Source organism: Devosia chinhatensis (assembly GCF_000969445.1).
In the GTDB taxonomy this organism is placed as follows: Bacteria; Pseudomonadota; Alphaproteobacteria; order Rhizobiales; family Devosiaceae; genus Devosia; species Devosia chinhatensis.
This window is the reverse complement of record NZ_JZEY01000061.1, coordinates 870,567-884,740: the sequence shown is the minus strand read 5'-3', so window position 1 is coordinate 884,740 and position 14,174 is coordinate 870,567. Positions and strand designations below refer to the sequence as shown.

9 protein-coding genes are annotated in these 14,174 nt (G+C 65.5%); 2 read left to right on the top strand and 7 right to left on the bottom strand.

Annotation, left to right across the window (positions count from 1 at the left end):
• The first annotated feature begins 7 nt into the window (after positions 1-7).
• Both pheT and VE26_RS14665 read left to right on the top strand, forming a co-directional pair.
• On the top strand, positions 8-2,431 hold the full coding sequence (gene pheT / locus VE26_RS14670; protein ID WP_046105907.1) for a phenylalanine--tRNA ligase subunit beta: 2,424 nt from the start codon (positions 8-10) through the stop codon (positions 2,429-2,431).
• Positions 2,432-2,554: 123 nt separating this feature from the next.
• Positions 2,555-3,844: a bifunctional folylpolyglutamate synthase/dihydrofolate synthase gene (locus tag VE26_RS14665; protein WP_046105906.1), complete on the top strand. Its 1,290-nt coding sequence runs from the start codon at positions 2,555-2,557 to the stop codon at positions 3,842-3,844.
• 65 nt (positions 3,845-3,909) lie between these two features.
• Here the strand turns inward: VE26_RS14665 and ptsN are convergent, their stop codons facing one another.
• The 7 genes from ptsN to mutS all read right to left on the bottom strand — a co-directional run bounded on the left by ptsN (position 3,910) and on the right by mutS (position 14,116).
• Positions 3,910-4,377 carry a PTS IIA-like nitrogen regulatory protein PtsN gene (gene ptsN, locus VE26_RS14660; RefSeq protein WP_046105905.1) on the bottom strand — a complete coding sequence of 156 codons (468 nt, stop codon included), beginning with the start codon at positions 4,375-4,377 and terminating at the stop codon, positions 3,910-3,912.
• A 46-nt stretch (positions 4,378-4,423) separates the two neighbouring features.
• A complete protein-coding gene (hpf, locus tag VE26_RS14655) occupies positions 4,424-5,002 on the bottom strand; it encodes a ribosome hibernation-promoting factor, HPF/YfiA family (protein ID WP_046105904.1) in 579 nt (192 codons plus the stop codon).
• A gap of 370 nt (positions 5,003-5,372) precedes the next feature.
• The gene (locus VE26_RS14650; RefSeq protein ID WP_046105903.1) at positions 5,373-5,846 is read right to left on the bottom strand and encodes a universal stress protein; all 474 of its coding nucleotides are present in this window, start codon (positions 5,844-5,846) and stop codon (positions 5,373-5,375) included.
• Between the two features lie 18 nt (positions 5,847-5,864).
• The gene (gene trpS, locus VE26_RS14645; protein ID WP_046105902.1) at positions 5,865-6,905 is read right to left on the bottom strand and encodes a tryptophan--tRNA ligase; all 1,041 of its coding nucleotides are present in this window, start codon (positions 6,903-6,905) and stop codon (positions 5,865-5,867) included.
• 102 nt (positions 6,906-7,007) lie between these two features.
• On the bottom strand, positions 7,008-8,588 hold the full coding sequence (gene murJ, locus VE26_RS14640; protein ID WP_046105901.1) for a murein biosynthesis integral membrane protein MurJ: 1,581 nt from the start codon (positions 8,586-8,588) through the stop codon (positions 7,008-7,010).
• 34 nt (positions 8,589-8,622) lie between these two features.
• Positions 8,623-11,421, bottom strand: coding sequence for a [protein-PII] uridylyltransferase (locus tag VE26_RS14635; RefSeq protein WP_046105900.1), 2,799 nt, complete (start codon positions 11,419-11,421; stop codon positions 8,623-8,625).
• Positions 11,402-14,116, bottom strand: coding sequence for a DNA mismatch repair protein MutS (mutS, locus tag VE26_RS14630; protein WP_046105899.1), 2,715 nt, complete (start codon positions 14,114-14,116; stop codon positions 11,402-11,404). Before mutS ends, VE26_RS14635 begins: the two co-directional genes overlap by 20 nt.
• Between the last annotated feature and the right edge of the window lie 58 nt (positions 14,117-14,174).

Sequence of the window (14,174 nt, the reverse complement as noted above, 5' to 3'; positions counted from 1 at the left end):
GACAGACATGAAATTCACCCTCGACTGGCTCAAGGAACATCTCGACACCAATGCCACCGCCGATGAGATCAGCAAGGCGCTGACCATGGTCGGGCTCGAAGTGGAAGCCATTGAGAGCCAGGGCAAGGCGCTGCAGGCCTTTGTCGTCGCGCATGTGGTGGAGGCCAAGCCGCACCCCAATTCCGACCATCTCAATATCTGCAAGGTCGATGCCGGCACCGGCGAACTGATCGATGTCGTCTGCGGCGCGCCCAATTGCCGGACCGGGCTGAAATCGGTCTTTGCCGCGCCGGGCACCTATATTCCGGGCAAGGATTTCGAACTCAAGGGTGGCGTCGTCATTCGCGGCGCACCCTCCAACGGCATGCTCTGCTCGGCAGCCGAGCTGGAATTGTCCAACGACCATGACGGCATCATCGAGTTGCCCGAGGATGCCCCGATCGGGGCGCGATACGTCGATTATGCCGGCATTAACGGCGTGGTCTTCGATATTTCCATCACGCCCAATCGCGGCGACGCCACCGGTGTCTATGGCGTGGCGCGCGATCTCGCCGCCTTTGGTCTGGGTACCCTCAAAAAAACCGACTTCTCGCCCGTGCCCTCCAAAGGATCGAGCCCGATTGCGCCGCTGCCGCACAATTTTGCTGCCGGCGAGAACAAGGCGATCCGCAAGTTTGCCGGCCGCTACATCGCCAATGTGAAAAACGGCCCCTCCCCGGACTGGCTGCAGGCGCGCCTGCGCGCCGTGGGGCTCCGGCCGATCAATGCAATCGTCGACATCACCAATCTCGTCTCGCTCGGCTGGGGCCGGCCGCTCCATGCCTATGATGCCGACAAGGTCGAGGGCCAGATGGTGCTCCGCCCGGCTCGCGGCGAGGCCTTCGACGCGCTCGACAACAAGATCTATACGCTCGACGAGACCATGACGGTCATTGCCGACGACAAGGGCCCGCTTTGCCTCGGCGGCATCATGGGCGGCATCCGCTCGGGCGTGACCGATGAGACCACCAATGTCTTCATGGAATGCGCCTCCTGGGACCCCGATCTCATCGCCCAGTCCGGCCGCAAGACCGGTATCGTCTCCGATGCCCGCTACCGGCTCGAACGCAATGTCGATCCCGCGCTGACCGAACCGGGTCTCGAGCTGGCGACCCGGCTTGTGCTCGAGCTCTGCGGTGGCGAGCCGATGGAGCCGGCCATTTCGGGCGAGGACGTCTTTCCCAATAGCGTCGTGGACTTCCCCCTGGCCGAAGTCCGCCGGCTGACCGGCCTCGACGTCGCGCCGGCCGAGATCGAGGCTATTCTGGGCCGTCTCGGTTTTGCTCTTGCCGGCACCGGCGAGACGCGCAGCGTCACCGTGCCCAGCTGGCGCCCCGACGTGACGCAAAAAGCCGACCTCGTGGAAGAAGTGATGCGCATGGTGGGCGTCGACAATGTCCCGGTCGAGCCCCTGCCCCGCCTCAACCATGTGGCGCCGCGCATTCTCACCAGCATCCAGAACCGTCGCCGCATTGCCCGCCGGGCGCTGGCGGCGCGGGGCCTTGACGAAGTGGTCACCTGGAGCTTCATTTCCCACGACGACGCCACCCGCTTCGGCGGCGGCACCGAGGATCGCCAATTGGCCAATGCCATCGCCTCGGACATGACCGACATGCGCCCCTCGCTGCTGCCAGGCCTTCTGGCCGGAGCGCGCCGCAATGCCAATCGCGGCTTTGCCGATGTGGCGCTGTTCGAAGTCGGACAGATCTTTCTCTCCGACGCGCCCGAAGGCCAGCATACCTATGCCTCGGGCGTGCGCACCGGCACGGCCGGGCAGGATGGCGCAGGTCGCCACTGGTCGGGCAAGGCGCAGGCCGTCAATGTCTGGGATGCCAAGGCGGATCTGGCTGCCACGCTCGACGCCCTCGGCATCGACATCGAAAAGGTCCAGGTGCTTGCCGAGCCGGCTGCCTGGAGCCATCCGGGGCGCGGCGGACGCATCGCGCTTGGTCCCAAGGTGACTTTGGGCTGCTTCGGTGAACTGCATCCGGCCCTGGCCGCGGCGCTCGACATCGACGGCCCGGTCGCGGCCTTCGAGATCGATCTCGATGCCCTGCCCGAAGCGCGCAAGAAGGCCACCAAGACCAAGCCGGCCCTGTCCTTGTCGCCCTTCCAGCCGGTCAGCCGCGACTTCGCCTTCGTCATGGACCGGGGCGTCACCGCCGCCGCCATCCTCAAGGCCGCCCGTGGTGCGGACAAGACGCTGATCAAGGATGTGGGGATTTTCGACGTGTTCGAAGGCGCCCATGTCGGGGAAGGCAGGAAGTCCGTCGCCATCGAGGTGACGCTGCAGCCGCGTGACAGGACGCTGACCGACGAGGAAATCGAAAAGGTCTCGGCGGCAGTCGTCGCCGCTGTCACCAAGACAACGGGCGGGGAATTGCGAAAGTAATCAGCCCCCCGGAAATCATCGCCATTGCCCGGCTTTTCCGGGCTATGACGATCAGACCTGGACCACCGGGACAAGCCCGGTGGTAACGCCGTAGTGAGCGTGGCGCTGCCATCGGAGACAACAATGTCCCGCACCGACGAGATCCTGGCCCGGCTCAGCCGGCTGCATCCCAAGCTGATCGATCTCAGCCTTGATCGCATGCTGCCGCTGCTCGACAAACTGGGCAATCCGCAGGACCACCTGCCCCCGGTCATCCATGTGGCCGGCACCAATGCCAAGGGCTCGACCATCGCCTATCTGCGCGCCTTTCTCGAAGCGGCGGGAAAGAGCGTGCATGTCTATAATTCTCCCCATCTCGTGCGCTTCAACGAGCGCATCCGGCTCGCCGGACGACTGGTCGAGACCGATCGGCTCAATGCAGCGCTCGAAGAGGTCGAAGCGATCAATGCCGGCGACGCGATCACCTTTTTCGAGGTGACCACCGTCACCGCGTTCAAGCTCTTTGCCGAAACACCGGCCGATTACCTGCTGCTCGAAACCGGCATGGGCGGCACGTTCGACACCACCAATGTCGTCAAACACCCCCTGGGCACGATCATCACGCCGATCGCCTATGACCATCAGGCCTTTCTCGGCGACAGCCTGGCCGAGATTGCCGGCAACAAGGCGGGAATTCTGAAGCGCGGCGCGAAGGCCGTCATGGGCCTGCAGCAGGACGAGGCCCGTACGGTGCTGGATCGTGCAGCCCGGCGCTTGGGCATTGCCCCGCTCTGGCAGGGCGAGGATTTCCATGGGGCTGGGGAGGACGGACGGCTGGTCTATACCGACGAGGCCGGGCTGCTCGACCTGCCGCCGCCGGCCTTGCTGGGTGCCCATCAATTCGACAACGCGGCGCTCGCCATCGCCGCCATCCGCCATTTCGGCCTGCCGGTCGATGCCTGGGCCCTGGCCGAGGGCCTGCGCCGGGTCAGCTGGCCGGCCCGCATGCAGCCGTTGCGCACCGGCCGGCTGCGCGCTTTGCTGCCCGAGGCGCACGAACTCTGGCTCGATGGCGGGCACAACGCCCATGGTGCCGCCGCCCTGGCCCGGGCCATTGCTGCCCTGCCGGAAAAGCCGCTGGTCCTTGTCATGGGCATGATGAACACGCGGGCGCCCGAGGATTTCCTCGCCCCGTTCCGAGACCTGCACCCGGCCCGGATCGCCGCGCTGACCATTCCGGGTGAAGACAATGCCCATGACGGCGAGAACATCGCCGCCCGCGCCCGCGCCATGGGCTTTGCCGCACGGGGCTACGAGACGCTGACTGCGGCGCTTGCCATGGCGGCCGACATTGCAGGCGCAAGGGTGCTGATCTGCGGCTCGCTGTACCTGGCCGGCGACGTGCTGGCGCAAAACGGCACCGTGCCGGACTGACGCGACCTGCAAAAACGAGCGGGCCGCCCGAAGGCGGCCCGTCCAAAATCAGCCAGAAATTCCGCTCAGGCGGCGCAGTTGGTTTCCGCGGGCGCGGTCAGCACATCGCGCATGCGCGCCGTATCGGCATCGCTGCGCAACACGTCGACGACGCTTTCGGTCCGCAGCATGCGGGCCACGCGCGACAGGGCCTTGAGGTGATCGGCTCCGGCGCCCACGGGCGCCAGCAGCAGCATCACCAGGTCCACGGGCTGGTCGTCGACCGAGTCGAACTCGATCGGCTCGTCGAGCCGGGCGAAGACGGCGATGACGCCGTCGAGGCCCTTGAGCTTGCCGTGGGGAATGGCAATGCCGTTGCCAAGGCCCGTCGACCCCAGTTCTTCCCGCGCCATCAGGGCATCCACGATCTCGCCTTCGGAGAGGCTGGTTCGTTCCGCTGCCTTTTGCGCCAGGATTTCGAAGAGCTGGCGTTTGTCGGTGACGCCCGTGCAAGTCAGCACGGAGTCTTCCGCCAGAATATCGGCCAATTCCATCAATCTGCCTTGGGACTATTTATCCAATGTGAGGCAAACGCGCCGCCTAGTTGGCGCCCAGGGCCGGATCGATCCAGCCAATATTGCCGTCCGCGCGGCGGTAGACCACATTTAGGCCGCCATGTCCAGCATGACGGAACATCACAACCTGCTGACCCGAGAGGTCGAGTTCCATGACGGCTTCGTCGACGCTCATTTCGCGCAGGTTCTTGCTGCTCTCGGCGATCACCGGGGGCGCGTAGTCCTCGTCGAGCTCGTCGAGCGTATCGCTCGAGCCGAAGACGGTATATTGGGCCATCACGCCGTCGGCATTGCTGCCGTTGAGGCCCTTGCGGTGCGATTTCAGCTTGCGGTTATAGCGGCGCAGGCGTTTTTCGATATTGAGGGCCATGACTTCGAAGGCACTGGTGGCGTCCCCGCCCTGGGCGCTGGCCTGCAGGGTGGCGCCCGAGTCGAGGTGCACCACGCAATCGGCGCGGAATCCGATACCATCGGGGGTAAGGGTAAGGTGTCCGTCATAGCCGCCGTCGAAATACTTTCCGACAACGGTGGCAAAGTGGTCCTCCGCCTTGCCCCGCAGGGCATCACCGACATCCATGTTCTTTCCCGAAACGCGTAAGGTCATGGCTTTTTTCCTTTCGGTCGTATGGCTCGACGCGAGAGTTCCGAAAAGCCGCTTCCCGGCTTTACGGGATCACGTCTGCCGACACACCAGACATGGGGTGCCAACAGGACCAATGCTAGTCCCGCCAACTTGTTCCTGTCCATGGCCAAGTCCGTTGCCCATGGGCAATTGAGGACGTGACAGGCAAAGCGACGCGGCTTAGCCTGCGGCCATGCGTAAATCGGGATGGATGCTGCGCGCCGCGCCTCGCTGAAAAGAGCTGGGGTGAACGGTCATCGCCTCAGCGTCCTTGGGGCAGTCACCCGAGGCGAACGGTCCCGGCTTGGTTCGCCGGGCCGGCGCCACGTGATCGATAGGACCGGAGCACGCTTTAGCAGATCGCGATGATCTCTTCGTCGCTCATGCGGCCGGGCACGATGGTCAGCGGAATGGGCAGGACATTGGCGCGGGCGGCGAAATGGGTCACCAGCGGACCCGGGCCTTCCGGCGATTTGGAGGCGGCAAGCACGAGGATGGCGATATCCTTGTCGCGGGCGATGACATCCTCGATCTGCTCGGCGCCATTGCCCTCGCGGATCACCGACTCGGCGCGCACGTCGCCGATTTCCCGCACCCGGGCCAGGCGCATGTCCAGATTGCGCTCGGCTTCCTCGACGGCTTCGGCCCGCAAGACGTCCTCGACGCCCATGCCGATGAATTCGGGCTGGGCGACGACGCTCATCAGCACCACCGTGCCGCCGGTCCGCTTGGTGCGGAAGGCGGCGAAGGTCAGGGCGCGGTCGCATTCCTCGGTTTCGTCGATCACCACCAGGAATTTGCGCTTGTATTCGATTTCGGAAACCATGGAGCCTCCCGGACGGGCTTAGCGGATGAAACCGACAATATCGCGGACGTCGGCCATTGTCTTTTCCGCAATGGCGCTGGCGCGTCCGGCCCCCTCGCGCAGCACTGCGTCGATCGTTTCCGGATCGTCCAGCAGCCGGCGCATTCCCCCGCTCATCGGCGCAAGGACGGTAACGGCCAGCTCGGCCAGGGCCGGCTTGAACTTGCCCCAGCCCTGCCCGCCGAATTCGGCCAGCACTTCAGCCTTGGTCTTGTCCGATAGCGCGGCATAGATACCGACGAGATTATCGGCTTCGGGACGCGCCTTGAGCCCCTCGAGCTCCACCGGCAATTCGGCCGGGTCGGTCGTGGCTTTCTTGATCTTCTTGGCAATGGCGTCGGCATCGTCGAGCAGGGAAATGCGCGACTGATCCGACGGGTCGGACTTGCTCATCTTCTTGGTGCCGTCGCGCAGGCTCATGATGCGCGTGGCCGGGCCGGCGATCAGCGGGTCGGTCATGGGGAAGAACTGGCCTTCCGCATTACCTAGGTCGCGGGCGGCGATCGCTGCGGCATAATCGTTGTTGAATTTTGCGGCGATGTCGCGCGTCAGTTCCAGATGCTGCTTCTGGTCGTCGCCCACCGGCACCTGCGTGGCCTTGTAGAGCAGGATATCGGCAGCCATCAGCGAGGGATAGGCCAGTAGCCCCAGCGAGACATTTTCCGAATTCTTGCCGGCCTTGTCCTTGAACTGCGTCATGCGGTTCATCCAGCCGATGCGCGCGATGCAGTTGAACACCCAGGCCAGTTCGGCGTGCTGGACGACCTGGCTTTGGTTGAAGACGATGGAGCGCTTGGGGTCGACGCCGGCCGCAATAAAGGCCGCCGCCACTTCGCGGGTGGCGCGGCGCAGCGCCTCGGGCTCCTGCCAGACGGTGATGGCGTGCATGTCGACCACGCAGTAGATGGTCTCATGCGTGTCCTGCAGGGGCACGAAGCGTCGGATGGCGCCGAGATAATTGCCCAGATGCAGGTCGCCCGAGGGCTGGATGCCAGAAAAAACGCGGGGGCTGAACGTCATGATGCCCTTCTTGCCAAGACCAAATTCGAGGCCCCGTTCTATACGGGCCGGGACGGATTGAAAACCGGCTTGCTGGTGCCTTGCAGCCGGACGCGTCAGGCCTCAGCCATCGGTGCGCGCCGAGCCGCGCCGACGCAGCCGACGCAGCAATTGCACCAGGTTCTGCGTCCCTGAAACGTGGATCAGGGTGAAATAGGTGGCGCTGCCGAAAGCGATCAGCGCCGCCAGCACGCCGGCCTGGCGCCAGAGCGGCACGCCGGGCACAAGGTGCGCTGCGCCGCGATCGGCCAGAAGGTAAAGCGCAGCTCCCATCACCAGTGCCACGAGCAGGATGGCCAATTGCCCCCGCCACTGGCCGCCGGTCAGCCGGAAATGGCCGCGCAGGGCAAGCGTGCCGGCCAGCAGCACGACATTGAGCCAGGACGAAGCGGCCGTGGCGATGGCGATGCCGACATGCAGCAGGCTGGGGAAGAGCCAGAGCGAAATGGCAATATTGGCGACGACGCTGGCGCCGGCGAAAAGTGTGGGCGTGATCGTGTCTTCACGGGCAAAAAAGCCCGGTTGCAGCACGCGGATCAGCACATAGGCGGGCAGGCCGGCCGAAAAGGCCACCAGGGCCTCGGCGGTCTGGCGCGTGGCCAATACGTCGAAGGCGCCCCGCTCGAACAGCACCCGCACGATCGGCTCGGCCAGGGCCATCAGCGCGAAGGCGGCCGGCATGGTCAGGAGCATGGAAACGAACAGCGCCTGATCCTGGCTGGCCCGGGCCTCGACCTCGCGGCCGCCCTTGAGATGCCGGCTGAGCTCGGGCAGCAGCACGGTGCCGATGGCGATGCCGATAATGCCCAGCGGCAATTGATAGAGCCGGTCGGCATAGGAGAGCACGGAAATGGCATTGTCGGCGCCCGAGGCGATGATGGTGCCGACGAAGATATTGATCTGGGTGATGCCGCCGGCCAGGATGGCGGGAATGGCCAGCACCCAGAAGCGCCGCACTTCCGGATCGAACCGGGGCAGGCTGAGCCGGGGGCGGAAACCGGCTCGTTCGATGGCGGCCCAGACCAGCACCAATTGGGCAATGCCCCCGCCCATGGTGGCGATGGCCACCCAGATCGTTGCACTGGCCGGGTCCTGCACGAAAAAGGTCGCCAGCGGCACCAGCATGGCGATGTTGACGAGATTGAGCAGGACCGGCGCGAAGGCGGCGGCAAAGAAACGGCCCAGCGTGTTGAGGATCGCCCCATAGGCCGCCATCAGCGACATGCAGGCGAGGTAGGGAAACATGATCCGCGTCAGCAGGACCGTCAGCTCGAACTTTTCGGTGTCCTCGACAAAGCCGGGCACGAACGCGACCATGATCTGCGGCATGAAGATTTCGACGAGGATCGTCACCACGATCAGCATGGCGACCAGCCAGCTCATGATGCGAGCGGCCAGAAGCCGCGCTCCGTCTTCGCCCTCGCGCTCCAGCGCCCCGGAAAACATCGGCACGAAGGCCGTGTTGAAGGCGCCTTCGGCAAACAGCCGGCGGAAGAGGTTGGGAAAGCGGAAGGCGGCAAAGAAGGCGTCGGCGGCGGGGCCGGTGCCCAGCACGGCCGCCATCAGGGCGTCACGCACGAAGCCGGCGAGGCGCGAGACCAGGGTCAGCGCGCTGACCGAGACAAAATTGCGGAAGAGGCTCACTTAAGCTTTTCCCCGCGGGGGGAAGGTGAAGCCCTTATCCATTGGCCACCTTCTTCATCTGCTCGGGCCGCTCGAACACACCCATCAGGGCGTCATGGATCTTCTTCTGGCGCGCCTTGACGTGAATTTTCTGTCCGGTGAGATCGGTGACATAAAAGACGTCGACCGCCTTTTCGCCATAGGTGCCGATATGGGCCGAGCCGATGGTGAGGCTGAGATCGGAGATTTCCCGGGTCAGTGCATAGAGCAGGCCGATGCGGTCGAGGCCGGCCACCTCGATGACGGTGAACTTCTCGGAAATGGCGTTGCTGACCGAAACCTGCGCCGGCAGGGCAAAGGGCTTGAGGCGCTTGTTGTGCCGGCTTTCCTTGCCCAGATCGATGAGCACGGTGCGCTTGCCCTGCAGCAATTGCTTGACCGTGTCGATGATCCGGGTGGCGCGCACCTTTTCATCCTCGTCGGAGGTGAAGGAGCGGCGCAGCCGGAACGTGTCGATGGCGCGACCGTCGCGGGTCGAGAAAATCTGCGCCCCGATGATGGAGGCATCCTGCATGGTGCAGGCGCCGGCGATCAGCGAGAGCAGCCGCGGATGGTCGGGCACGTAGAAGCTGACTTCGGTGATGCCCTCGAAGGCCTTGACGCGGATGGAGCCAGCAAAGGGCTGGGCAGACTGGTCGGCCTGCCGGATCATGCGGGCATGCTCGATCTGCAATTCCGGCTCGGCACGCAGCCAGTAATGATCGTAATGGCGCGCCATATAGGTTTCGACATCGACCGCCGGCCAGGCTTCCAGCGCCTTGGCCAGGGCGTCCTTGGCCTCGTTGACGCGGTCGGACTGGCTGACCTGGCTGTGCCCGCCCGAAAGCAGCGGCTCGGTGGCATAATAGAGCGCCCGCAGCAGCGAGCCTTTCCAGCCGGTCCAGGTGCCCGGGCCCACCGCGCGGATATCGCAGGCAGTCAGGATCATCAGCAGCGCCAGCCGCTGGGGCGATTGCACCACGTCGGCAAAGGCCTTGGCGGTTTCGGGGTCCTGGATGTCGCGGGCCTGGGCGATCTCGCTCATGAGCAGGTGATATTCGATGAGCCAGGCCACCGTGTCGGTCTCGGCGGGGTTGAGGCCGAAGCGGGGGCAGAGCTTGCGCGCGATGCGGGCGCCGGCAATCGAATGATCCTCGGGCCGCCCCTTGGCGATGTCGTGGAGAAACAGCGCCACATAGAGCAGGCGCGTGTCGTTGAGCTGGGGCAAAAGCTCGTGGGTCAGCGGCAATTCCTTGCGCAACCCGCCATTGGCGATCTCGGCCATGACCCCGACCGCGCGGATCAGATGCTCGTCCACCGTATAATGGTGGTACATGTTGAACTGCATCAGCGCGACGATCTTGCCGAAATCGGGCACGAACTTGCCCAGGACGCCGCTCTCGTTCATCTGCCTGAGGATGCGCTCGACATAGAGCGGGCTCGTCAGGACGGTCAGGAAATGGCCATTGGCACGCGGATCGGTGCGCAGCCTGGCATCGATGAGGCGCAGGCTGTCGCGGATGGTCTTGATGGCATCGGGGTGGAACAGCAATTCCTCGCGCCCGGCCACCATGAACATGCGGATGAGGTTGACCGGGTCCTTCTCGAACACGTCGGGAGCGGCGATATTGAGCCGGCCATTGTCGATGATAAAGGCGGTCTCGCCCTTGATCCGGGTCTTGCCCGAGCGGAACGGGGCCAGCACCCGCCCGACGATATCCATGTCCTTGGCGTGGTGGAATTCGAGGCTCGCGCAGATGATGCGGGTAAGGTCGCCCACATCCTTGGCGACCAGGAAATAGCGCTTCATGAAGCGCTCGACGCCCAACAGGCCCAGGCGCTTTTCATAGCCCATGCGCCGGGCAAGATCGGGCTGGACGTCGAAGGTCAGCTTTTCCTCGGCGCGGCCGGTGACGAAATGGAGGTGGCAGCGCACGGTCCAGAGGAAATCCTCGGCGCGGCTGAACAGGCGATTTTCGGCGGCGCTGAGCACGCCCTTGCCCACCAGTTCCTGGCTGGTTTTGACCTGGTAGAAATATTTCCCGATCCAGAACAGGGTATTGAGGTCGCGAAGGCCTCCCTTGCCGTCCTTGATATTGGGCTCGACCACGTAGCGGGTATTGCCCATCTGCTTGTGGCGCTCGTCGCGCTCGGCCATCTTGGCGGCGATGAATTCGGGGCCGGTCCGGGGCATGATCTCGGTCTCGAAGCGATGCACGAGATTGCCGTAGAGCGCCTCGTCGCCGGTGAGGAACCGCGCCTCGAGCGTGGCCGTGCGCACCGTCATGTCCGCCCGCGCCATGCGGATGCATTCATCCACCGAGCGGACGGCGTGGCCCACTTTCTGGCCCAGGTCCCAGAGCATGTAGAGCACATATTCGGTGACCTGCTCGCCCCAGGGGGTCTGCTTGTAGGGCAGGATGAACAGCAGGTCGATGTCGCTTCCCGGCGCCAGCGTGCCACGGCCATAGCCGCCCACGGCCGAGAGCGCGATGGCCTCGGCGCCCGAGGGATTGTCCACCGGATAGACGCGGGTGGTGGCGAAGCGGTGGATGGCGCGGATGATCTCGTCCTGGGCGGCGCAGAGGTTCTGCGCGCAGCGCGTGCCGCGATTATTGGCCAGCAATTCGGCTTCCGCGCCGGCCCGGGCCTCGGCCAGAACCTGGCGCATATGGGCGAGCACGGCCATGCGCGCCTGGGTCGACTTGGCCGGTTCGGCGCCCACAAGGGCATCGAGATCGGCCAGGATCGCCTCGGCGGTCTTGAGCACGAACAGGGATTTCTTGGGCCGCGGCTCAGCTTCGGCGAGCGTCATCACGAATTTTCTTCAGCTGGTACAAGGTCTCGATCGCCTGTCGGGGCGTCATCTCATCGGGGCGCAGTGTATCGAGTGCTTCGTAAACGGGGTCCTTACCCTTGGGCGCGGGGGGCGATTGATGCGCAAAGAGCGGCAGATCGTCTAGCACGCTGGCCTTCTGGCGGGAAGATGCCGTGCCCGCCGAGCGCTGCTCGAGCACATCGAGCACCTGCCTGGCCCGGGCGATGACCGGATCGGGAAGCCCGGCGAGCCGCGCCACCTGGATGCCATAGGAGCGGTCCGCCGCCCCCGGCCCCACTTCGTGCAGGAACACTACCTCGCCCTCCCATTCGCGCACCTTCATGGTGACATTGGAGACGCGGGCCAGCGTCTTGGCGAGGCTGGTCAATTCATGGAAATGGGTGGCGAACAGGGCCCGGCAGCCGGTGGTCTCGTGCAGGGCCTCGACCGAGGCCCAGGCTATGGAGAGCCCGTCAAAGGTCGCGGTGCCGCGCCCGATCTCGTCGAGCACGACGAGCGATCGCCGCGTGGCGCGATTGAGAATGGCGGCGGTTTCCACCATTTCCACCATGAAGGTCGAGCGGCCATGGGCGATGTCGTCGCTGGCCCCGACGCGGGAGAACAGGCGATCCACCACCCCGATATGGGCCGAGTCAGCGGGCACGTAGCAGCCCATCTGCGCGAGGATGGCGATGAGCGCGTTCTGGCGCAGGAACGTCGATTTACCGCCCATATTGGGGCCGGTCACCAGCCACAGGGCGCCCCCGCCGCTCTCCTCATTGCCGGAGAGGTCGGCATCATTGGCCACAAAACTCTGCCCTTCGGCCTTTACCATCAGTTCCACCACCGGATGGCGCCCGCCAAGGATGGCGAAAGCAAGGCTGTCGTCGACCCTTGGCCGGCAATAGCCGCGCAAGGCGGACACTTCCGCGAGAGCGGCGGTCACGTCCAGTTCCGCCAGCGCGTCGGCAAGGCCCTGGAGGGCCTGCGTCTCGGCCAGTGCCGCCGCGCGCAGCCGCGCGAAGATGGCCAGCTCGATCTCGAGCGCGGCGCCCTGCGCCTTGGCGATGCGGCCCTCGAGCTCGGCCAGTTCGGTCGTCGTGAACCGCATGGCATTGGCCAGCGTCTGGCGGTGGATGAAGCTTTGCCGATGCGGCTCCTCGAGCAGCTTCTGGCCATGGGCGGCCGGCACTTCGACGAAAAAGCCGAGCACGCCATTGTGCTTGATCTTTAGTGACCGCACATCGGTCTCGTCCATGAGCCGCGCCTGGAGCGCCGCCACCACGGCGCGCGTTTCCCGGCCCAGGGCCCGCTCCTCGTCGAGCGTGCCGTCATAGCCGGGCCGCACGAAGCCGCCATCGCGGCTCAACAGCGGCAGCTCCTCGTCGAGCGCCAGGCCCAGTTCCGAGGCCAGCGCCTGCGGCGCCGCGCCCAGCCGCGCGGTCAGCCCCTCGAGCACGAGGCCCGGCTCGGGCTGGCTCGCGAGATGGCGCGACAGCGCCAGGGCGGCCTTGATGGCCTTGCCGATGGCGGCGAGGTCACGCGGCCCGCCGCGCTCGAGCGAAAGGCGCGACAGCGCCCGCGCCAGGTCCGGCGCCGCCTTCAGATCCTGTCGCAGGCGCGCCCGCAGCAGCCCATCGTCCACCAGCCGCCCCACGGCGTCGAGCCGCTCGTTGATCGGCCGGGACTGGCGCAGCGGCGCCGCCAGCCGGGCCGCCAGCAGCCGCGCGCCGGGCGCGGTCACGCTCATGTCGATGGCGGCGCGCAGCGAGCCCTTGGCCTGCCCGCGCTGGGTGAGCAGAATTTCAAGGCTGGAGCGGGTCGCCGCATCGATGGTCATGGCCTGGGCGGCGGCGTCGAGCACGGGCGGGCGAAGCGCGGCCTGCCGCCCCTTCTGGCTTTCCCCCACATAGCCCACGAGCGCGCCGAGTGCAGCGCGGCCGGCGCGGGAGAGGGCCGTGGGGTCGAAGCGCTCGGCCGGAAACGCCGCACGCAGCAGCGGCAGCACTGCCTCGCTGTCGGCGCTTTGCGGGGGAATGCTCGCGGCAATGGCGGCCCAGGCGGGGGCAAAGAGATGGCGCTCGGCCAGCACGGCCCGCGTGGCATCGGCCAGGATCAGCTCGGCCGGGGCGATGCGCGCCATTTCATCGGCCAGCTGCTCGGCCGAAAGATCGGCGACGAAGCTCTCGCCGGTGGAAATATCGGCCCAGGCCAGCGCGAAATCGGTTTCCCCGTGCCGCACCATGGCGAGCGCGGCGAGATAATTGGAACTGCGCGCATCGAGGTGATCGTCCTCGGTCAGCGTGCCAGGCGTCACGAGCCGCACGACATCGCGCCGCACCACCGATTTGCTGCCGCGCTTCTTGGCTTCGGCGGGGTCTTCCATCTGCTCGCAGATGGCGACGCGATGGCCCAGCTTGATCAGCTTGTTGAGATAATCATTGGCGGCGTGGATGGGCACGCCGCACATGGAAATGTCTTCGCCCAAATGCTTGCCGCGCTTGGTCAGCACGATGCCCAGGGCGGCACTGGCGATCTCGGCATCCTCGAAGAACAGCTCGTAGAAATCGCCCATCCGGTAGAACAGGAGATAGCCCGGATTGACCGCCTTGATCTCGAAGAATTGCGCCATCATCGGCGTCAAAGCCGCGGGCGCAGGGCCGGGATCGGCCGCAAAGGGAGTCTGGTCCATGGGCAGGTCGGTCAGGGGCTTTCAAACTGAAGCGCCGACCTTAGGGAATAAGGGCAGG